The sequence below is a fragment of the Embleya sp. NPDC050154 genome, assembly GCF_044460165.1.
Classification (GTDB): domain Bacteria; phylum Actinomycetota; class Actinomycetes; order Streptomycetales; family Streptomycetaceae; genus Embleya.
The window spans coordinates 1-21,267 of the sequence record NZ_JBITJP010000032.1 but is presented as its reverse complement, the minus strand read 5'-3'; the positions used below and the strand labels follow the sequence as shown (position 1 = coordinate 21,267).

Genomic DNA, 21,267 nt, shown 5'->3' with positions numbered 1-21,267 from the left:
ACCCATGTCGTTTCAGCCACTGGTAGCGCCCGGACCGCTCGGACAGGATGATCGAGCGCTCCTTCCCACCAGGGAACTTCCGCCCGGGAACCTCCGGACGGATCCAGCGGAACCGGAAAGAGAAACGATGACCCACAACGCCTCGAACCCGCCGGCCGCCGAGACCTCGGACGCCGCCTCGGCCCGCCCGGTCGCCGTCTACGGTGCCTACGGGCACACCGCGCGCTTCGTGGTCGCGGAGTTGATCGCCCGAGGCCGGGCCGTGGTGCTCGTCGGTCGCGACGCCGCGAAGCTCCGGGAGATCGGCGATCGATACCCGAACGCGCCGCTATGGGTCGCCGCCGCCGACGATCCCCAGGCGCTGGACCGCGCGTTCGCCGGCGTCGGGGCCGTGATCAACTGCGCCGGTCCGTTCTCGAGCACCTCGCTGCCGGTGGCCGACGCGGCGGCCCGCGCGGGTGCGCACTACCTGGACGTCGCGGCCGAACAGGCGGCCTCGGCCTCCCTCTTCGACACCCGCTCCGAACGGTTCCGCGCGGCGTGCCTGGTCCTCGCGCCGTCCGTGGCCTTCTACGGTGGTCTCGGCGATCTCCTGGCCACCGCCGCGATGGGCGACTGGTCGGAGGCGGACGAGATCACCATCGCCTTCGCCCTGGACAGTTGGCTGCCGACCCAGGGCACCCGGCTCACCGGCGAGAGCAACGCGGGACACCACCTCGTCTACACCGGAGGCCGGTTGAGCCCGTTCTCGTACAGCACCGAGGTCTCCGACTGGGAGTTCCCGGCGCCGTTCGGGAAGCAGCGGACCAACGAGTTCGCCACGGCCGACCAGGTCACCATCCCGCGGCACCTGCGCACCCCTGAGGTGCGTGCCGTGATGAACCTCGCGCCGCTGGAGGACATCCGCCACCCGGCCACGCCGGAGCCCTCCGCCGCCGACGACCGGGGCCGCTCGGCCCAGACCTACCTCGTCGAGGCGGTCGTGCGCCGCGGCGACCGCGAGCGGCGCGCCGTGGTCACCGGGAACGACATCTACGCGGTGACCGCGCCGATCGTGGTGGAGGCCACCGAACGTGTCCTCGCCGGGCGGCACACCGGCACCGGCGCGCTCGCCGCCGGCGAGGCGTTCCCCGCCGCCGACTTCCTGCGCGCGCTCACCCCGGAGCACCTGACCCGCTTCGAGGTCCGCACCGAGACCGGCGTGAGCTGACCCGGTCGCGGCGAGACGACCGCCGCCGGGCGTTCTCCGGAGGTTCATCCATGGGCCACGGGTTCGTCCTGGCGAGAGGTCGGCCGATGCGGGTTGACTCGGCGTGCTCGCACGATCGGTGCTCCCGCGCGGTCTCGCCGCGTCCGGACGCAGAGAACAGGAGATGGCGTTGCGACGTATCCTTCCCGCGCTCGGTGTGGCCGGCGTGCTGCTGGCGACCCTGGTCGCGGTACCCGCCGCCGCGGCCCAGGACGACACGTCCCGCGCCTCGTCGCGGCCCGCGGCCGACCCGATCGTGATCGGGCACCGGGGTGCCAGTGGCTACCGCCCCGAGCACACCCTGGAGAGCTACCGCCTCGCGATCCGGATGGGCGCCGACTACATCGAGCCCGACCTGGTCTCGACCAGGGACGGCGTACTGGTCGCCCGGCACGAGAACGAGATCTCCGGCACCACCGACATCGCCGCGCACCCGGAGTTCGCCGCGCGCAAGACCACCAAGACCATCGACGGGACACCGGTCACCGGCTGGTTCACCGAGGACCTCACCCTCGCCGAGCTCAAGACGCTGCGGGCGAAGGAGCGGCTGCCGCAGGTCCGGCCCACCAACACCGCGTTCGACGGCAGGTTCGAGGTGCCCACCCTCCAGGAGGTGCTGGACCTGGCCCGGACCGAGGGCCGTCGGGTGCACCGCACGATCGGGGTGTACCCGGAGACCAAGCACCCGACCTACTTCCAGTCGATCGGGCTGCCGCTGGAGGAGCCGCTGGTGCGGACCCTGCGCGACAACCGGCTCACCGGGCGCAAGGACAAGGTGTTCATCCAGTCCTTCGAGACCGCGAACCTGCGCAAGCTGAACCGGATGACCGATGTCCGGCTGGTGCAGTTGCTCGACGCGAGCGGTCGGCCGTACGACCTGGTGGTGGCCGGCGACCCGCGCACCTACCAGGACTTGGTCAAGCCGGAGAACCTGAAGTGGATCCACACGTACGCGGACGGCATCGGCACCAACAAGAACCTGCTCGTCCCGCGTGACGCGGCGGGCAAGCTGCTCGCGCCGACCTCGGTGATCCGCGACGCGCACCGCGCCGGACTGATCGTGCACGCCTGGACGTTCCGCGCGGAGAACCAGTTCCTGCCGCTGGACTTCCGCCTCGGTGCCGACCCGAACGCGCGCGGCGACATCACCGCCGAGTACGAGCTCTTCTACGGCCTGGGCCTGGACGGCGTCTTCACCGACCAGCCCGACACCGCGGTCGCCGCCCGCGCGGGGCTGCCCGACTAGGCAGGTCCCGGATCCGCCCGGCACGATCGCCGGGCTGCCGCCGGCACGACCGCCGCGTAACGACAGGCACGTTCGCCACGTGACGGCAAACAGGTTCGACGCGCAGGGCCCCGCCCCGTCCACCCGGCGGCGCGGGGCCCTGCGTACGCCCGGGCGGGGGGGTCGCCCGGGCGGCTGCCGGGCGGACCGCACCGCCTCGTCGACCGGCTACCCGCCGAGTGCCGGCGCCGGCTTCGGGTCGGCCGGCAACCGGGGCAGCGCGCTGAGCAGTTCCCGGGTATAGGGGTGTTGCGGGCGCTCGAAGAGCTCGTCGACCGGGCCGGACTCGACCACCCGACCGGCCTGCATGACGATCACGTGGTCGCTGGTGTGGTGGATCACGCCGAGGTCGTGCGAGATGAACAGCAGGGCCACGCCCAGGCGTTCGCGCAGGTCGGCGAACAGGTCCAGGATCTGCGCCTGGATCGACACATCGAGCGCGGAGACCGGCTCGTCGCAGACCACGATCTCCGGCTCGGGAGCCAACGCCCGAGCGATGGCTACACGTTGGCGTTGGCCGCCGGAGAGTTGCTGCGGGCGGCGGGTCAGCACCGTTTCGTCCAGGCCCACCAGGCGCAGGAGTTCGACGACGCGGTCCCGGGCGGCGCGGGTCGCGCGGCGGGTGAACGCGCCCAGGGCCTCGCCGACGATGCGTTCCACCGTCCAGCGCGGGTCGAACGAGCCCAGTGGGTCCTGCTGCACGTGCTGGATGTGCCGGCGCAGGTCTCGGCGCTCGGATTCGGGTCGGTCGGACCACCGTCGTCCGAGCAGATCGATCTCGCCCGCGTCGGGTGCCAGCAGTCCCAGCACCAACTGTGCGACGGTGGTCTTACCCGAGCCGGACTCGCCGAGCACGCCCAGCGATTGCCCGGCCCGCAGCGTGAACGAGACGTCCTGGACGGCGGGGCGCTCCACCCGATCGGGTCCGCGGTAGCTCTTGGCGACGCCGCGTACGTCCAACACCACGTCGTCGGTGCCCCGTTCGCGCGCGGTCGTCGGCTCGGCGACGATCCGCACGGACTCGGGTCGCGGCCACGGCTTCGCGGTGTGCCGGCAGCGGGCGGTGTGTCCGGCGGCGAGTTCGACGCGCGGGGGCGGCTCGGTCCGGCATCGGTCGGTGACCAGCGGGCAGCGGGCCGCGTACGGGCAGGCGTCCTCGATCACCGGCCCCGGGACACCGGCGGGGCCCGAACCGGCCGAGGAATCCGGGGAAGAGTCCGAGCCGGCCGGGGAATCCGAGGCGGTGGAGGAGCCCGAGCCCGCCGAAGCCGCCGCTCCCGGCAGCGACAGCCGGGTCCGTCGCGCGTGCGCCGACGGCACCGCCGCGAGCAGCGCCCGCGTGTAGGGATGGGCGGGCGCGCGCAGCAGGTCCTCGACGGTCCCCTCCTCCACGAACCGCCCGCGGTACATCACCGCGACCCGATCGGCCAGTCGCGCCACCACCGACAGGTCGTGGCTGATCAGCAGGATCGCGGTGCCCGCCGCCTTCTTCGCGGCCAACAGGTCCAGGATCCGGGCCTGCACGGTGACGTCGAGCGCCGTGGTGGGCTCGTCCGCGATCAGCACCGAGGGCTCGGCGGCGAGCGCCGAGGCGATCAGGGCGCGTTGGCGCAGGCCACCGGAGAGTTGGTGCGGGTATTGCCGGGCGCGCAGCTCGGGTTCGGGCACCCTGGCCTCGTCGAGCAGGGCGACGGCCCGGGCGGCGCGTGCGCGGGCCGGGACGACCCGGTGGTTGGCGAGGGTCTCGGCGATCTCCGCACCCACCCGGCGCAGCGGGTCCAGCGAGACCAGCGCGTCCTGGAGCACGAAGCCCACCCGGCGCCCACGGATCGCCCGCCACCGGCGGTTGTCCAGGCCGGTGAGGTCCTCGCCGTCGAGTTCGAGGCGATCCGCCCGCACGCTCGATCGTGCGCCGGCCAGGCCGACCAGCGAGCGAGCGGTGACGCTCTTTCCGGAGCCCGACTCGCCGACGATGGCCAGGCATTCGCCGGCGGCGAGCGTGAGGCTCACCCCGCGCACCGCGTGGATCCGGTCCCGCCCGCTGCCGAAGGCGACGTCGAGCCCCTCGACGACGAGCGTGGGATCGTCCGGGGCCGAGGTCGCGGTGTCGACCGCCGAGGCGGTCCCGGTCGCTCTCGTGTCACTGGCCGGCATCGACGCGCCGCCCTTCGAATCGACGTTGCAGGGTACGGCCCACCACGTTCACCGCGACCACGGTCACGGTCACGGCCAGGCCCGGGAAGACCGCCGGGGCCCAGGCGATCTCCAGCAGGTCCCGGGACTGGGCGAGCATCGCGCCCCATTCGGCCGTGGGCGCCTGCGGCCCCAGGCCCAGGAAGCTCAGCGAGGAACCGGCGATGATCGCGGTGCCGATGTTGACCGTGGCGAAGACCAGCAGGGGCGGCAGCGCGTTGGGCAGGATGTGGCCGAGGAAGATGCCGCTGCGCCGGCGGCCGAAGGTGATCGCGGCGCGCACATAGTCCGACTCGCGCACCACCAGTGCCTGGCCTCGGGAGAGCCGGACGAATCCGGGCGTGGCGGCGATCCCGATGGCCAGGGTGGCGTTGCCGGTTCCGGGGCCGAGCACCGAGACCACGATCAGCGCGAGCAGCAGGCCGGGGAAGGCCAGCAGGATGTCGGTCACGCGCATGATCGTCTCGTCCAGCACCCGGCTGCCGGTCGCCGCGAGCACACCCAGCAGGGCACCGGCCACGACCGCGACCAGGGTGGAGCCGAGACCGATCAGCAGCGACGGGCGGGCGCCGTGCACGACCCGGCTGAACACGTCGCGGCCGAGTTGGTCGGTGCCGAACAGGTGTTCCGCGCTGGGGCCCTGCAACCCGTGCACCGGGTCGACGGCGTTCGGCGGGTCGGTGGCGAACAGGCCCGGCCACAGTGCGGCGAGCGCGATCAGCGCCAGGACCACCCAGGCCACCGCGACTCCGGGGCGCAGCAGACGGACCCAGTCGCGGGTCCGGGCCCGCGCGCCGACTCGGCCGCCGCCGGTGGCGGTGCCGGCGAAGGCGCCGACGTCGACGGCGGTCATCGCGGGATCCCTTCCGCGCCGACCGGCACCGGCGCGCGCCGGGCGTCCGGTTCGCCCTCGACCGCCGGCGACCCGAGTGCGGCGCCCAGGCCGCCGTCCGCCGGGGTGTGTACCCGGCCGCGCGCGAGCACGAGTCGGATCGCGCGCAGTACGGCCAGGTCCTCGCGGGGGTCGCCGGTCACCACGATCAGATCCGCGTCCAGGCCCGGGGCCAGCCGGCCGGTGCGCTCTGCCAGGCCGAGCGCCTCGGCGGCGATCACGGTGGCGCTCTCCAGCGCGGCCGTGGTCGGGATGCCGGCGCGCACGAACCATTCCAGGCCGTCGACGTACAACTCGAACGGCACGCCCGGGGTGCCCGCGTCGGTGCCCGCGATCAGTCGCACGCCGTTCTCGTACTGGTGGCGGGCCACCTCCAGCCACGGACGCATGCGGGCGTCGCCGATCCGCGCGGCGGTCTCGCTCATGGTGATGCTCCAGGTCGGGCACACGAACGCGCCGCTCGCGGCGATGGTGGCGATCAACGCGTCCCGCGCGGCGGGTTCGATCACCGGGCCGGCGGGCGTGCCGAACGAACAGTGCTCCAGGGTGCGCACGCCGGCCTCGATGGACGCCTCGATCGCGTCCGCGCCCAGCACGTGCGCGGCCACCGGTCGGCCGAACCTGCGGGCCTCCTCGACGGCGGCGGCGATCTCCTCATCGGTCAGTTGGCGGTGCCATCCACGCGGGCCGCCGGGGGTCAGCCGGCTGCCGTTGACCAGAAGCTTGATCACGTCGACGCCGGCGCGCAGGTTGCGCCGTACCGCCGCGCGGATCTCGGGTACGCCGTCCGCCTCGCCGCCGAGGAACCAGAAGTGGCCGCCGGTGACCGTGATCGGCACGCCGGCGGTGAGGATCCGCGGGCCGGGCAGGTCGCCGGCCGCGACCGCGTCGCGCAGGCAGCCGGCGAGGTTGCCCCGGCCGCCGAGGTCGCGCACGGTGGTGACGCCGATGTCCAGCAGGCGCCGCGCGTGCCCGGCCATCGCCAACAGGAGTTCGCCGTCGCCGGCCTTGCCGATCGCGGACGCCTGCGCCGCGGTGGGGTCCAGGCTGAGGTGCACGTGCGTGTCGATCAGCCCGGGCAGGATGGTCGCGCCCGGGAACCGGTGGTGCGGCGTGCCGGGTTCGGCGCGTGCCAGGACGTCCGCGCGTGGGCCGAGGTCGGCGATCAGGTCGTCGCGGACCAGCACCGCGCCGTCGGTGATCGCCTCTCCCTCGGGTCCGGCCAGGAGCAGATCGGCGCTGAGGATCCTCGTGGTCACCAGCTCGCCTCTTTCAGTCGGGGGTCCACGACCCGGTACAGCCAGTCGACGGCCAGGTTGATGACGGTGAACAGCAGCGCGGAGACGACCACGATCCCGGTGACCACGTTCAGGTCCCGCGAGGAGATGGCGGTCGCCAGGGTGCGGCCGATGCCCTGCCGGCTGAACACGCTCTCCACCACCACGGCGCCGCCCAGGAGCGCGCCGACCACCCAGCCGGAGAGGGTGATCATCGCGACCATCGCGTGTCGCAGCGCGTGCCGCAGGCGCACCGTGGTCTCACCGGTGCCGCGGGCCCGGGAACTGGTCACGAACGGTTCCTCCAGGGCTCGTTCGAGTCCCTCGCGGAGCACCTGGGTGAACACGCCGACCATGCTCAGGCTGAGGGTGACCGCGGGCAGCACCAGACCGCGCAGGCTCGTTCCGCCGGTGGCCGGGAACAGCCGCAGATGGAAGGAGAACACGGTGAGCAGCAGTACGCCGACCCAGAAGCTCGGGCTGGAGGTGAGGATCAGCTCGATGCCGGAGGACAACCGGCGCAGCGCCGGGCGGCGGCCCGCCGTGGCCACCGCCAGGAGCAGCGCGATCACGATCGCGATCAGGAAGCCGGCCAGCGCCAGTTGCACGGTGGGCCACAACTGACTGCCGATGATGTCCGAGACCGAGTCGTTGAGTTGGTAGGAGGTGCCCAGGTCGCCGTGCAGGAGTCGGCTCAGGAAGTTGCCGTACTGCTGGATCAGCGGGCGGTCCAGGTCCATGTCGGCGCGGATCTGCGCGACCGCCTCGGGAGTGGGGGTGGTGCCGCCCAGCATCACCCGCACCGGGTCGCCCGGGGTCAGGCGCATCGCGCCGAAGGCGAGTGTGGCCGCGCCCAGCAGGACCAGGACGGCGAGCAGGACGCGGCGGATCAGCCATCGCAGGGTGGTCGAGCGCATGGTCACTTCCCCAGCCAGGCGTCGTAGAACAGCGGATAGGCGGCGGCCTCGAAGGTCACGCCGTGCACCTTCTTCTCGGCGCCGATCAGGTAGGTCGGTACGTACATGGGCAGCGTGAGCGCGTGCTCGACCAGGTACTTTTGGATCTCGCCGTAGCGGGCCGCGCGGATCGCCGGGTCGGTGGTCGTCACGGCCTGCTCGAGCCAGGTGTCGATCTGCCGGTCGGCCAGCTTGAAGACGTTCAGGCCGCCCTTGGCCAGAGTCTGTCCGGAGCCGAACAGGGAGCGCAGCACGTCCGGTTCGGCCCGTACGTTGCTGGTGTCCCAGATGTCCATGTTCCCGGCGTAGACGTCCTTGCTGTAGGTGCCGGTGTCCTGGCCCACCCGGTCGATCTCGATGCCGACCTGCCTGGCCTGGGCCTGAATGCCCTCGCCGAGGATGTCGCGCTGTTCGCGGATCTTGGCGGTCAGCACCGGCCAACGCAGGCTGAGCCGGGCGCCGTTCCTGGTCCGTACGCCGTCCGAGTCGCGCCCGGTCCACCCGGCCTCGTCCAGGAGCCGGTTGGCCAGCGCCGGGTCGCGCGGCCAACTGCCTTCCACGGCGGGGTTGTAGCCGACCCCGTTGGGGCTGAGCGCGCCCCAGGCACGGCGGTACTGGCCGAAGTAGATGGCCTTGATCAGGCCCTCGACGTCCACGGAGCGTTGGAAGGCGATCCGGACGCGTTCGTCGGCGAAGGGTCCGCGCCCGGAGTTGAGGAACACGCTGTACACGCCGCCCGGGGCGTCGGCGCGCAGCAGTTGCAGCGAGCCGTCGCGCTTGACGGTACGCACGTTCGCGGCGGGCAGACTGCCGATCACGTCGACCTGACCACTGGTCAGCGCGCCGACGCGGACCGCGTTCTCGGTGATGAAACGAATGCTCAGCCCGTCCAGGTGGGCCGGTCCGTCGTGCGCGGCGGTCGGTGGGGCCCACGCGTAGTCGGGGTTGCGGCGCAGCGAGATGCTCTGCTTCTTCGTCCACTTCTCGAACCGGAACGGCCCCGAGCCGACCGGCCGTGCGCAGGGGGCGGCGGGGTTGGTCAGCGACCTGGGCGACTGGATGCCGAGGTAGGCGGTGCTGAGCACTTGGAGGAAGGGCGCGTACGGGCGGGACAGGGTGATCCGCACGGTGCTCGGATCCGGCGCCGCGCTGCCCTTGTAGGCCGCCATCAGGCCGGCCGCGCCCTGCGACTTGGTCTTGGGGTCGACCACGTGGTCCAGGCTCGCCTTGACGGCGGCGGCGTCCAGCGTGGCGCCGTCGTGGAAGCGCACTCCCGATCGCAGCCGGAAGGTGTAGGTGAGGCCGTCCGGCGAGATGTCCCAACTCTGGGCCAGCCAGGGGTGGATCACGCCGTCGGGGGTGAGGTTGACCAACGAGTCGAAGATGTTGCGGTCGATCAGCGCGGTGACGTCCAGGGGGCTGACCGCCGGGTCGATGCAGGCCGGTTCCACGTCGGTGGCGAAGCTCAGCGTGCCGCCCGGGCGCGGTGCCGCGCCCGCCTGTTCGGCGGGCCCGTCGTCCGCCGCACAACCCGACAGGAGCACCGCCAGGGCCGCGCCGAGGGCCACGAGCAGGCGGGGTCTGCCCCGAGCCGTGCGTCGAACGATCGTGTGCATGCTGGGGCTCCTCGAGGGTGTGGCCGGTTCCGCCCGACGAACGCGGAACCCGTGCGGTGCGGACGGGCCGGCACCGGGGCGCCGGGGAACCGGGCACGGGGACGTTGATCGATCACTCTCGGTACGGGCGCTAAAGCCGTGCTGAAGTCGGGCGCGGCAACCGGTCCGCGGGCCTTTCGGCAACCGGCCCGCACGCCCTCCGACAGCCGGCCCGCGAGCCCGTCGGCGCGCGGTCCGCGGACTCTTCGGCCAACGGACTGCGGCCCGTCGGCGCCCGGCTCGGCGGGCCGGTCTTAGCCGCGTTTTAGCGCGCCCGCACAGCCTTGCCGCAGCCGTCCCCGCAGCACGGGCACCCACGGGGGCAGCCGGAAGGCGCGTACGCGGCACCGGACGCGGGCTCGTCACCGCTGCGGGCCGACGGCGCCGCCGGCATTCGCACACGTGAAGGAAGGGCAAGGATGCACGCCTCGGATATCCACATCCTCGCGGTCGGCACGGCACTCCCGGGCCCGGCCGTGGACAACGCCGCCCTGGCACGGCGGTTCGGCATGGAGGCGGTGTGGGAGCAGTGGATCGACGTCTTCATCGGCACCCGCACGCGCCACCTCTCGGTCGACCTGGACAGCGGCGAGATCCGCTCCTCACTGGCCGAACTCGCCACCGCCGCCGCCGGGCGCGCGCTCGCCGAGGCGGGCCTGGCCGCGGGCGACATCGACGTGATGGTGCTGGGTACGGCCACCCCGGACGTGCTGATGCCCGCGACGGTGAACATCGTCGCGGACCGGCTCGGCATCAACGAACTGCCGACCTATCAGCTTCAGTCCGGCTGCGCGGGTGCGGTGCAGGCGCTGGACGTGGCGAGCACCCTGCTGGCGACCGGCCGGCACCGCACCGCGCTCGTCCTGGGCGGCGACGTGTCCGCGAAGCACTTCGACCTCGACGTCGACCTGCGCGCGCTGTCCCCGGAGGAGCTGGTCAACTTCGTGCTCTTCGGCGACGGCGCGGGGGCCGCCGTGCTGAGCACCGAGCCGGTGGCCGGATCGGTGGCCATCCGCGCGATCGTCAACCGGCTGACCGGGCTGGGCCGGGCGCCCGGGCAGGTCATCGAGTGGTTCGGTCTGGCCGATCGGCACGCCGACCGGCCCGCCGCGAGCGAGGACTACAAGATGATCGAGGAGTCGGTGCCGGTGATGGCCGGCGAGATCCTCGCCGAACTCCTGGACGGCCTCGGCTGGGACGCGGACGACGTCGACTACCTTCTGCCGCCGCAGTTGTCCGGCCGGATGACCGCCCGGATCATGCGGACCCTGGACGCGCCTCGCGCGCAGGAGATCACCTGCGTGCACGAGACCGGCAACAACGGCAACGCGTTGCCGTTCCTGCAATTGGAGCGGGCACTGCCCAAGATGGCCGCCGGCGACCGTGCCGTGGGCATCGCGGTGGAGTCCAGCAAGTGGATCAAGGCGGGCTTCGCCCTGGAGAGGATATGACCACCACCCCATCGCCCACGGCCGAGAGCGTCTCCCCTGCCCCGACCGGAGTCGACGCGCTGCTCGCGCTGCACCGGGCCGATCGACTAATCGCGCGGTACCCGACCGTGCGCGAACTGTTGACCGACGCGACGCCCGCAGAACTGGCCCGGGCCGGAGTGTTGTTGTCCCGCCTGGAGCCGGACGCGGTCCTGGCCGCCCACCCGGGCGTGCGCACCGTCTCGGTCACCATCACCGGACACGGCACCCTGTCCGCGCTGACCGGCGCGCTCACCGGCGAACTGGCCCGACACGGACTGGTGTCCCGCCCGCAGGTCACCGACTTCGACAGCTACGTCTTCGAACTCTCGGACCCGGAGAGCTCGTTGTACGCGGCCAAGGCGGACCTGGTGCTGTGCGTGCTCGACGCGTCGGTGGTCTTCGACGAGGTGCCCCTGCCGTGGACCCCCGCCGACGTGGAACAGGTGTTGTCCGCCAAGGTGGGCCTGCTCGAACAACTCGCCGCGCGCTACGCCGGCACCGGGACCGGCACGCTGGTGCTCAACACGCTGCCGCTGCCCCGGGCGCACTCGGCGCAACTGGTCGACCACCGCTCCCGGGCCCGGCTCGGCGCGGTCTGGCGCGAGGCCAACGCGCGCCTGCTCCGGATCGCCGACGCGCACGCGAGCGTCGTCGTCCTGGACCTGGACCCGCTGCTCGCCGACGGCATCGTGGCCACCGAGCCGCGGCTGCACGTGTACGCCAAGGCGCACCTGTCCGCCGAACTCCTGGCCGGGTACGCCCGCGAGGCCGCGCACCTGGCCAACAACGTGGTCGGCCGGACCCGCAAGGTGTTGGTGCTCGACCTGGACAACACGCTGTGGGGCGGCGTCCTGGGCGACGACGGGATCGAGGGCATCGAGGTCGGCGCCGGCTACCGGGGCGAGGCGTTCACCGCCTTCCAACGCGTGGTCAAACAACTGGGCGCACAGGGCGTCCTGCTCGCGGCGGTCAGCAAGAACGACCCCGACCCGGTCCGCGAGGCGCTGCGCGAGCATCCCCGAATGACGCTGCGAGAGGACGACTTCGTTCGCGTCGTGGCCAACTGGGCGCCCAAGCACGAGAACCTCGCCGAACTCGCGGCCTCGCTCAACCTGGGTGTGGACGCCTTCGTCTTCGTCGACGACAGCCCCTACGAATGCGGCCTGGTCCGACGCGAGTTGCCGGAGGTCGCGGTGGTCCGGCTGGACGAGGAGCCGGCGCTGCACCCGGGCCGGCTGCTCGCCGACGGCTGGTTCGACACCCGCGAGCTGACCACCGAGGACCGGGCCCGGACCTCGCGCTACCGGGACGAGCTGGATCGGCGGGACTTCCTCGACTCGTTCACCTCGCTCGACGACTACCTGAACGAACTGGGCGTGACCGTACGCGTCGCCCCCGCCGGGCCCGACGACACCTCCCGGGTGTCCCAGCTCACGCTGCGCACCAATCAGTTCAACCTGACCACCGAGCGGTTGCAACAGCCCGCCGTCCGGGCCCTGCTCGCCGACCCGGACGCACTCGTCCTGACCATCCACACCGCCGACCGTTTCGGCGACAACGGTCTGGTCGGCGCGATCCTCGCGCACCGCCGCGACGACGCGCTGCACGTGGACAACATGCTGCTGAGCTGCCGGGTGTTCGCCCGGGGCGTCGAGCAGTCGGCGCTGTCCGCGCTGCTGCGGCACGCGCGCGCGACCGGCGCCGAGGCCGTCTACGGCACGTATCGGGCCAGTGCCAAGAACGGCAAGGTCCGCGACCTCTACCCCCGGTACGGGTTCGTGCCCGTCCCGGGCCAACCCGCGGTGTCCGGCGCGGATCCGGTGGATCCGGCCGCCGCGGACGAAGACGCGCTGACCTTCCGGCACGACCTGGTGGACATCGTCCCGGTGCCCGGGCACGTCGCGCTGACCGAGACCTTCGAAGGGGAACCCGAGCGATGAGCACGTTGAACACCCTTGACGACTTCGTCGCGCTGGTCCGCGACGAACTGGGCCTGCCGATCACCTCGGCGAACGCGGCGGACTCCTTCGACCGATTGGCCGGCTGGGACTCGGTCCACCTGCTGTGGCTGCTCACCGCGCTGGAGCGGCACACCGGTCGACGCATCTCGCTGCCGGACGTCCTGGAGGCGACCAGCCTGGAGGCCGTCTACACGCTGGCGGTGTCCGGATGAGCGGCGCGGGCGTACCGGCGGCCCGCGAACGCCGGCACACGCTGTACTTCCTCGGCGAGATCCGCGTGTTCGCCCCCGTCTTCCTGGACACCGAGGTCGACATGAGCGCGGTGCTGGCACACCGGGCCGCCACCCGGGGCACCGGCCGGCCGTACTCGCTGGTGACCTACGTGCTGCACGGTGCCGCGAGAGTGCTCGCCGACCATCCCGAGGCCAACGCGGCGGCCCTGGGCGGGCTGGTGCCGCGCGTGCTGCGGCACGGTTCGGTGGACGGCAAGCTGACCCTGGACAAGACCCTCGGCGGCCGGCGTGTCGTGCTCTCGGCGGTACTGCCCGATCTGGATCGCGCGAGTCTGGCCGAGATCCAGCGGCAGGTGTGGCACTACGCCGACGGAGACCCGGCGACCATGCCCGAGTTCGCCGCGCTGACCAGACTCCAGCGGCTGCCCAGGCTGATCGGCGCCCTCGCCTTTCGCCGGGTGGTCCGGCCGCTGCGGACCCGGGCGCGGCGCTTCGGCACCTTCGCGGTCACCTCGCTCGGGCATCGCGCCGTGGACGGCTTCCACTCGGTCGGCGGCACCACCATCACCCTGGGCGTGGGCCGGATCGTGCAACGCCCGGTGGTACGCGACGGGCGGATCGTCATCGCTCCGATCATGCGCTTGAACCTGGCCTTCGACCACCGCGTCGTCGACGGCGCGGAGGCCGCGGACGTGCTGACCGAGATCAAGCAGGCCCTGGAGGACTTCACCGAGCCCGACCCGGGACCGGCCGAGCCGGCCGCCGCCCCGGAGCCGGCCGAGGCCGCCGAAACCCGCTCCCCCCTCACGGAAGGCAGCCCGAGGTGAACGACATCGACGAGCTCAAGCAGTTCGTACTCGTGCACGCCAAGGCCCAGAACATCCCGCCGGCGCACTACGGCGAGCTGCTCGGCCGGATCGACAACGACGACGACGGCGCGCCCGGCTCCTGGGCACGCGAGTGGTCGCGGGGCGCGGCCCGGCTGGTGGGCGACGGGAAGCTGCTGGAGGCGTGCCGGGACTACAACATGGCGCGTTTTCCCTACGTCGACGGCCCGGCCCGGCAGCAGGCCCTGGACGGCTGCGTGTCCACGTTCGGCCGCTGGGCCGCCGAGCAGCCCGATCTGGAGCGGATCGACCTGGACCTGCCCGGCGGTCGGGTGGGCTGCTGGGCCACCGGGTTGACCGACGGGCCCGACGGCGTACGCAAGCCGCTGCTGCTGGTCACCGGCGGCATCGTGAGCATCAAGGAACAGTGGGCCCCGGTACTGCTGATGGCCCGCAAACTCGGCCTGGCCGGGGTCGTCACCGAGATGCCCGGCGTGGGCGAGAACACGCTGGCCTACGACCGGGACAGCTGGCGGATCCTGTCCGACGTGCTGGACGCGGTGGCCGATCGCGCCGACGTCTCGCGTACGTACGCGGTCGCGCTCAGCTTCAGCGGCCACCTCGCACTGCGCTGCGCGGTGTCCGACCAACGCATCCGGGGCATCGCCACCGCCGGGGTCCCGGTCGGCGCGTTCTTCACCGACGCCGACTGGCAGAGCAGGCTGCCCCGGGTGACCGTGGACACCCTGGCCCGGCTGACCGGCGCCAAGCCCGAGAACCTGTACGCCCGGATGGCCGACTGGGCCCTGACGCCGGATCAACTGGCGGCCCTGGACATCCCGGTGGCCTGCACGGTGAGTCTGCGCGACGAGATCATCCCGCCGGCCGACCCGGACCTGCTGCGGGCGCACGTGCGCAAGCTGAGCCTGAACACCTATGACGACGTGCACGGTTCGCCCCGGCACGTGACCGAGACCAGGTTGTGGATCATCGTCTCCGTGTTGCGCATGATGGGCGCCCGCACTCCGCAACGCGCCCTTTTGGAGGGCCTGTTGGCCGTAATCCGATTGCGCCGCCGGCTCACCGGGAGCCGCGGATGAGCGCGCGGGCGGGCCTCTCGTCCCGCTTCCTGCCGCGTGAACCCGACGGGATCGGCGCTCCGCTGCGACTGTTCTGCTTCCACCACGCGGGTGGCGCGGCCTCGTCGTTCGGCGACTGGCGGCGTGCGCTGGGCCCGGGCGTCGACGTCCTGCCGATCCAACTCCCCGGCCGCGAGGGGCGGGCCCGGGAAGCGCGCGCCGGGGAGCTGACCGAGCTCGTCGCCGAGCTCGACGCCGACCTGGATCCGTGGCTGAGCGACCGGCCGTACGTCTTCTACGGGCACAGCATGGGCGCCCTGGTGGCCCACGCGTTGACCCGACGGCGCTTCGAACACGAGCGCACGCTGCCCGAACGGCTCGTGGTGGGCGCGTGCCCGGCACCGCATCTGCGCACGCCCCTGGACGGCGCCGCCGAGCGCACCGACGAGGAACTGGGGCAATTCCTCCTGGACATCGGCGGCATGTCGCCGACGCTGCTCCGGTATCCGGAGTGGCGCCGAGCGGCGATCGCACTGCTGCGCGACGACCTGCGGTTGTGCGCGTCCGACCCGCATCGGGGCCACCCGGAGTACGGCGCGCGGCTGCCCTGCCCGATCGAGGTCTTCGCGGGCGTCGATGATCCGCTCGTATCGCTCCCGCACGCCGCGGCCTGGCACACCTACACGTCGGCACGGTGCCGCGTACACGTGCAATCGGGCGGCCACTTCTTCGCCCAGGAACCGGGCGCGGCCTTCGCGGCCCGCGCGCTGGCCCCACTCCTGCGCGCACCGGCGGTCGCCCGGGCCTGTTGACCGCCGACGGCCGGGCCGGCCGGCGTACGACCACGAGCGTCGGGCGTGGGGCGTCTCCCAACCCGGGGGCCGAGGCCGTGTGTCGGGCGTCGCACGACGGGAGCCGGCCGAAGCGGGCCGCCGAAGGCTGTACCACGAACGTCGAAAACCGGATATCGGACCAGGTCCGGTGGGGTGCCCAAGCACCGTCCCACCGGGCCTTGTCGCGTTCCGGCGCCGGTCGGCTCCCGGTCCCGGACGGTCCGCGCCGACGGCGGCGGTGCGCGGCCGGCCGCTTTAGACGATTCAAAGGCCGGCGTTAGTACCCGCGACAACTTTGGAGCCTGGCAGCACACGAACGGTCCTCAGGCATCCCCGCACGGTGCGGCCGCCGCGACCTGTTCACGACGAGGGGCAGTGACACGCGATGACAGGAAAGCCCGTGCCGGCCGCGACGACGCCGGCGACCGACGTCGACACCGCCGGCATCGACACCGACGCCGTCGCGATCGTCGGCATGTCCTGCCGGTTGCCCAAGGCGGAGCATCCGGCGGCCTTCTGGCGGCTGCTGCACGACGGCGTGGACGCGATCACCGAAGTCCCGGCCGACCGCTGGGACATCGACGCCTACTACGACGAGGACCCCTCGGCCCCGGGCAAGGTCGCCACCCGGCACGGCGGATTCCTGGACCGTGTCGACGGCTTCGATCCCGCCTTCTTCGGCATAGCCCCGCGCGAGGCGGTGGCCATGGACCCGCAGCAGCGGCTGATCCTGGAACTGGGCTGGGAGGCCCTGGAGGACGCCGGCATCGTCCCCGGCACCCTCGCCGGCAGCCGAACCGGCGTCTTCGTCGGCGCCACCATGGACGACTATGCCGCGTTGCTGCACCGCGGCGGTCCCGCGGCGATCACCCGGCACAGCCTCACCGGCGTCAACCGCGCCATCATCGCCAACCGAGTCTCGTACACGCTGGATCTGCACGGGCCCAGCCTCACCCTCGACGCCGCCCAGTCCTCCGCGCTGGTCGCCGTGCACACGGCCTGCGAGAGCGTCCGGCGCGGCGAGTGCGAACTCGCCATCGCCGGTGGCGTCAACCTCAACCTCGTACCGGAAAGCACCGTCGGCGCGAGCAAGTTCGGTGGACTTTCACCCGACGGTCGCTGCTTCACCTTCGACGCCCGGGCCAACGGCTACGTGCGCGGCGAGGGCGGCGGCGCGATCGTCCTCAAGCCGCTCGCCCGCGCGCTGGCCGACGGCGACCGGGTGTACTGCGTCATCCGAGGCGGCGCGATCAACAGCGACGGCGCCACGCCGGGCCTGACCGTCCCCGACGCACGCGCCCAGGAAGCCGTCGTCCGCCTCGCGCACCGCGCCGCCGGCGTCCGTCCGGACGACGTGCAGTACGTGGAGCTGCACGGCACCGGCACCAAGGTGGGCGACCCGATCGAGGCCGCGGCGCTCGGCGCGGCGCTCGGGACCCGTCGCACCGCGTCCGGTGAACCGCTCACGGTCGGGTCGGCCAAGACCAACGTCGGGCATCTGGAGGGCGCGGCAGGCATCGTGGGACTGCTCAAGACCGCGCTGAGCATCCACCACCGAGTGCTCCCGGCCACCCTCAACCACGAGACGGCGCACCCCGACATACCGCTGGCCGAGCTCAACCTGCGCGTCCAGACCGAATCGGGTGCCTGGCCGCAGCCCGATCGTCCGCTGATCGCGGGGGTCAGCTCGTTCGGCATGGGCGGCACGAACTGCCATGTGGTACTCGCGGAATCACCTACCGCACGACTTCGGGACGACGTCTCGACGGCGGCGGGCGCGAGCGCCGGAACGAACTCGGGTCCCGGTTCGGACTCGGACTCGGGCGCGGAGCGGCCGTCGGCACCGACGCCGTGGGTGCTGTCCGCCCGTACCCCGCAGGCGCTGCGGGACCAGGCGACCCGCCTGCACGCGTACGTCACCGCGCGCCCGGACGCGGACCCGGCCGCGATCGCCCGGACGCTGGCGACCCGGCGGACGTTGTTCGCCCATCGGGCGGCGGTCGTCGCGGACCGGCGGGCCGGCTTCCTGGCCGGGCTGGCCGGGCTCGCGGAGGACCAGGGCGGCGCCACGGTCGTGCAAGGCACGTACTCGGGAACCGCCGGCGGGACGGCGTTCATGTACACCGGGCAGGGCAGCCAACGACCCGGCATGGGCTCGGAACTCCGCGCCGCGTACCCGGTGTTCGCCGACGCCTTCGACGAGGCCGTCGCCCACCTGGACCCGCACCTGGACCGACCGCTCCGCGACGTGATCGACCACCACCCCGAGCTCCTCGACCAGACCCGCTACACCCAACCCGCGCTCTTCGCCCTCCAGAGCGCACTGCACCACCTGTTGATCCATCACGGCATCACGCCGAACTACCTCATCGGCCACTCCATCGGCGAACTCACCGCCGCCCACCTCGCCGGAGTCCTCGACCTCCCCGACGCCGCCACCCTCGTCACCGCACGCGGGCGACTCATGCAGACCGCACCTTCCGGCGGCGCGATGATCGCGATCGACGCCACGCCGGAGCAGCTCGCGGAACTCATCTCCGACCAACACGACTTCGTCTCGATCGCCGCGCACAACGCGCCTCGGGCCACGGTGATCTCCGGCGACCGCGACCGATGCCGCCGGATCGCGGAACAGGTGCGCGGCGCGGGACACAAGACCAAGGAACTCACCGTCAGCCACGCGTTCCACTCACCGCACATGGACCCCGTGCTGGCGGAGTTCCGGGACATCGCGGAATCGCTGACCTATCACGCACCGCACACCCCGCTCGTCTCCAACGTCTCCGGCACGATCGCGACCACCGAGCAACTCACGGATCCCGCCTACTGGACCGAGCACATCCGGCACGCCGTGCACTTCCACGACGGCGTCACCACGCTCCACCGGCACGACGTCGCCACTTACATCGAACTCGGCCCCGACAGCACTCTCACCACCCTCGCCCGGGGCACCGTCGAGAGCCTGCGATCGGGTGACTCCGCCCGGGACGCATCGCCCGTCTTCATCCCGACTCTGCACCGCAAGCAGCCCGAGGCCCCCACCGTCGCCACCGCCATCGCGCACACCCGGCTCCTGGACGCCGCCCCCGACTGGAGCACGCAGCTCGCCACCGACCAGGTCGTCGACGACCTGCCCACCTACGCGTTCCAGCGTCGCCGCTACTGGCTCGCCGACCCGGCGCCGGGCGCCGATTCCGGACCGACCGTCGAAACCGCCGCGAAGACGGGCCCGGATCCCGCGTCGAGCGTGGAACTCGCGGAGGACGCGGAGACCACCGAGGACGCGGAGGCCACGGAGCCGGCCAACCCGCTCGCGCGCCGCCTCGGCGGCCGGTCCGAAGCCGAACAAAGGCGCGTACTCCTGGAGTTGGTCCGCACCCAGGCCGCCATCGCGCTGGGCCACGTGACCTCCGACGCCGTCGACCCCGGGCAGAGCTTCAAGGAGTCGGGATTCGACTCGCTGACGGCGGTGGAGTTCCGCGACCGGCTCGCGACCTCCACCGGGCTGGACCTGTCCGCGACGCTCACCTTCGACCATCCGACGCCCCGGGTCCTGACCGACCACCTGTGGGCCCGGTTCTCCGGAATCGGCACCACGAACGACTCGCGAACCCGGATGATCGCACCGCGCGACGACGATCCGATCGCGATCGTGGCGATGAGCTGCCGCTATCCCGGTGGCGTGCAATCTCCGGATCAGCTTTGGCAGTTGGTCAGCCAAAGCATCGACGCCATCACCGCGTTGCCGACGAACCGGGGCTGGGACGTCGACGAGCTGTATGCGCCGGAGCCAGGTGTACCGGGCAAGACATACGCGCGAGCGGGCGGATTCCTGCACGACGCGGACGGGTTCGACGCGGAGTTCTTCGGGATCAGTCCGCGCGAGGCCGCCGCGATGGATCCACAACAACGCCTGTTGCTCGAAACCGCGTGGGAGGCGTTCGAACAGGCGGGCATCGACGCGTCCACGATTCGCGGCAGCGACGCCGGAGTCTTCGTGGGCGCGATGAGTCAGGACTACGGCCCGCGCCTGCACGAGCCCGCCGACGGCTTCGAGGGCTACCTGCTCACCGGCAATACGGCGAGTGTCGCGTCGGGTCGGGTGGCCTACACGTTCGGGTTCGAGGGTCCGGCGGTGACGGTGGACACCGCGTGCTCGTCCTCGCTCGTCGCGATCCACCTCGCCTCTCAGGCTCTTCGGCATGGGGAGTGCTCGCTGGCGCTCGCCGGCGGCGCCGCCGTGATGGCGACGCCGGGCATGTTCGTGGAGTTCAGCCGCCAGCGCGGGTTGTCACCGGACGGCCGCTGCAAGGCGTTCTCATCGACGGCGGACGGTACCGGCTGGGCCGAGGGCGTCGGCCTGCTCCTGCTCGAACGCCTCTCCGACGCCCAACGCAACGGCCACCCGGTCGTCGCCGTACTACGCGGCTCCGCCATCAACCAGGACGGCGCCAGCAACGGACTCACCGCACCCAACGGCCCCTCCCAGGAACGCGTCATCCGCCAGGCACTCGCCGCGGGCAACCTCACCCCCGACCAGATCGACGCCGTCGAAGCACACGGCACGGGAACCGTACTGGGCGACCCCATCGAAGCCCAGGCGCTCCTCGCCACCTACGGGCAAAACCGCCCCACCGAACACCCCCTCCACCTCGGCTCCCTGAAGTCCAACATCGGCCACACCCAAGCCGCCGCAGGCGTCGGCGGCGTCATCAAAATGGTCCTCGCCATGCAACACGGCCTCCTGCCCAAAACGCTCCACGTCGACGAACCATCACCGCACGTGGACTGGGCCTCCGGCGCGGTGGCACTCCTCACCGAACCCACACCCTGGCCCGACACCAACCACCCCCGACGAGCAGGCATCTCCTCCTTCGGGATCAGCGGCACCAACGCGCACGTGATCATCGAGCAGGCTCCGGTACCCGGTCCGGCACCGGAGCCGGTCGACCCGGAGCCGGAAACCCCGGTCGCCGCAGACCCGTTGCCGCTGCCTTGGGTCTTGTCGGCGCGTACGCCGCAGGCCCTACATGATCAGGCGCGGCGGTTGAGTGAACACCTGGCGGCTCGACAGGGGTCGGACCCTGCGGCTGTCGCCCGTGTACTGGCCGGGCGCACGCTGTTCGAGCACCGCGCGGTAGTCATCGGCAACCACACCGCCGGCCTCAACGCCCTCGCACAGCAGCAGGAAACCCCGGACCTCATCCAGGGCATCGCGACCACCGACCCCGGCAAGATCGTGTTCGTCTTCCCCGGACAGGGCAGCCAATGGGACGGCATGGCACTCGACCTGTACGCCACGTCCACACCGTTCCGCGAACACCTCGACGCCTGCGCCGAAGCCCTCAAACCCTA

14 protein-coding genes are annotated in these 21,267 nt (G+C 72.2%); 9 read left to right on the top strand and 5 right to left on the bottom strand.

All coding sequences use genetic code 11. From position 1 onward, the window contains the following. The first annotated feature begins 127 nt into the window (after positions 1-127). Positions 128-1,210 (top strand): saccharopine dehydrogenase family protein, encoded by a 1,083-nt coding sequence (locus ACIBSV_RS43145; RefSeq protein WP_395872959.1) that lies wholly within the window; start codon positions 128-130, stop codon positions 1,208-1,210. 163 nt (positions 1,211-1,373) lie between these two features. Then, positions 1,374-2,495 (top strand): glycerophosphodiester phosphodiesterase, encoded by a 1,122-nt coding sequence (locus ACIBSV_RS43140; RefSeq protein ID WP_395872958.1) that lies wholly within the window; start codon positions 1,374-1,376, stop codon positions 2,493-2,495. 207 nt (positions 2,496-2,702) lie between these two features. Here the strand turns inward: ACIBSV_RS43140 and ACIBSV_RS43135 are convergent, their stop codons facing one another. Genes ACIBSV_RS43135 through ACIBSV_RS43115 form a run of 5 tightly spaced genes read right to left on the bottom strand, consistent with a single transcriptional unit; the run spans position 2,703 to position 9,468 of the window. Next, positions 2,703-4,688 (bottom strand): dipeptide ABC transporter ATP-binding protein, encoded by a 1,986-nt coding sequence (locus ACIBSV_RS43135; protein ID WP_395872957.1) that lies wholly within the window; start codon positions 4,686-4,688, stop codon positions 2,703-2,705. Continuing rightward, the gene (locus ACIBSV_RS43130) at positions 4,675-5,580 is read right to left on the bottom strand and encodes an ABC transporter permease (protein WP_395872956.1); all 906 of its coding nucleotides are present in this window, start codon (positions 5,578-5,580) and stop codon (positions 4,675-4,677) included. The genes ACIBSV_RS43135 and ACIBSV_RS43130 overlap by 14 nt, the downstream gene beginning before the upstream one ends. Beyond that, complete coding sequence (locus tag ACIBSV_RS43125) at positions 5,577-6,878, bottom strand: amidohydrolase family protein (RefSeq protein WP_395872955.1); 1,302 nt, start codon at positions 6,876-6,878, stop codon at positions 5,577-5,579. Before ACIBSV_RS43125 ends, ACIBSV_RS43130 begins: the two co-directional genes overlap by 4 nt. Further along, complete coding sequence (locus ACIBSV_RS43120) at positions 6,875-7,813, bottom strand: ABC transporter permease (RefSeq protein WP_395872954.1); 939 nt, start codon at positions 7,811-7,813, stop codon at positions 6,875-6,877. The genes ACIBSV_RS43125 and ACIBSV_RS43120 overlap by 4 nt, the downstream gene beginning before the upstream one ends. A 2-nt stretch (positions 7,814-7,815) precedes the next feature. Further along, positions 7,816-9,468 (bottom strand): ABC transporter substrate-binding protein, encoded by a 1,653-nt coding sequence (locus tag ACIBSV_RS43115; protein ID WP_395872953.1) that lies wholly within the window; start codon positions 9,466-9,468, stop codon positions 7,816-7,818. Positions 9,469-9,926: 458 nt separating this feature from the next. Between ACIBSV_RS43115 and ACIBSV_RS43110 the strand changes: the two genes are divergently transcribed. The 7 genes from ACIBSV_RS43110 to ACIBSV_RS43080 form a co-directional block, all read left to right on the top strand. Next, the gene (locus ACIBSV_RS43110; RefSeq protein WP_395872952.1) at positions 9,927-10,958 is read left to right on the top strand and encodes a 3-oxoacyl-ACP synthase III family protein; all 1,032 of its coding nucleotides are present in this window, start codon (positions 9,927-9,929) and stop codon (positions 10,956-10,958) included. After that, entirely contained in the window at positions 10,955-12,919 is a 1,965-nt protein-coding gene (locus tag ACIBSV_RS43105) for an HAD-IIIC family phosphatase (RefSeq protein WP_395872951.1), read from the top strand. Before ACIBSV_RS43110 ends, ACIBSV_RS43105 begins: the two co-directional genes overlap by 4 nt. After that, a complete protein-coding gene (locus ACIBSV_RS43100) occupies positions 12,916-13,152 on the top strand; it encodes an acyl carrier protein (RefSeq protein ID WP_395872950.1) in 237 nt (78 codons plus the stop codon). Before ACIBSV_RS43105 ends, ACIBSV_RS43100 begins: the two co-directional genes overlap by 4 nt. Continuing rightward, the gene (locus ACIBSV_RS43095; protein ID WP_395872949.1) at positions 13,149-14,000 is read left to right on the top strand and encodes a 2-oxo acid dehydrogenase subunit E2; all 852 of its coding nucleotides are present in this window, start codon (positions 13,149-13,151) and stop codon (positions 13,998-14,000) included. Before ACIBSV_RS43100 ends, ACIBSV_RS43095 begins: the two co-directional genes overlap by 4 nt. Further along, on the top strand, positions 13,997-15,100 hold the full coding sequence (locus ACIBSV_RS43090) for an alpha/beta hydrolase (protein WP_395872948.1): 1,104 nt from the start codon (positions 13,997-13,999) through the stop codon (positions 15,098-15,100). Before ACIBSV_RS43095 ends, ACIBSV_RS43090 begins: the two co-directional genes overlap by 4 nt. Continuing rightward, positions 15,097-15,891 carry a thioesterase II family protein gene (locus ACIBSV_RS43085; protein WP_395872947.1) on the top strand — a complete coding sequence of 265 codons (795 nt, stop codon included), beginning with the start codon at positions 15,097-15,099 and terminating at the stop codon, positions 15,889-15,891. Before ACIBSV_RS43090 ends, ACIBSV_RS43085 begins: the two co-directional genes overlap by 4 nt. Positions 15,892-16,297: 406 nt before the next feature. Beyond that, positions 16,298-21,267: beta-ketoacyl synthase N-terminal-like domain-containing protein (locus ACIBSV_RS43080; RefSeq protein ID WP_395872946.1), on the top strand; the 4,970-nt coding region annotated here is incomplete at its 3' end.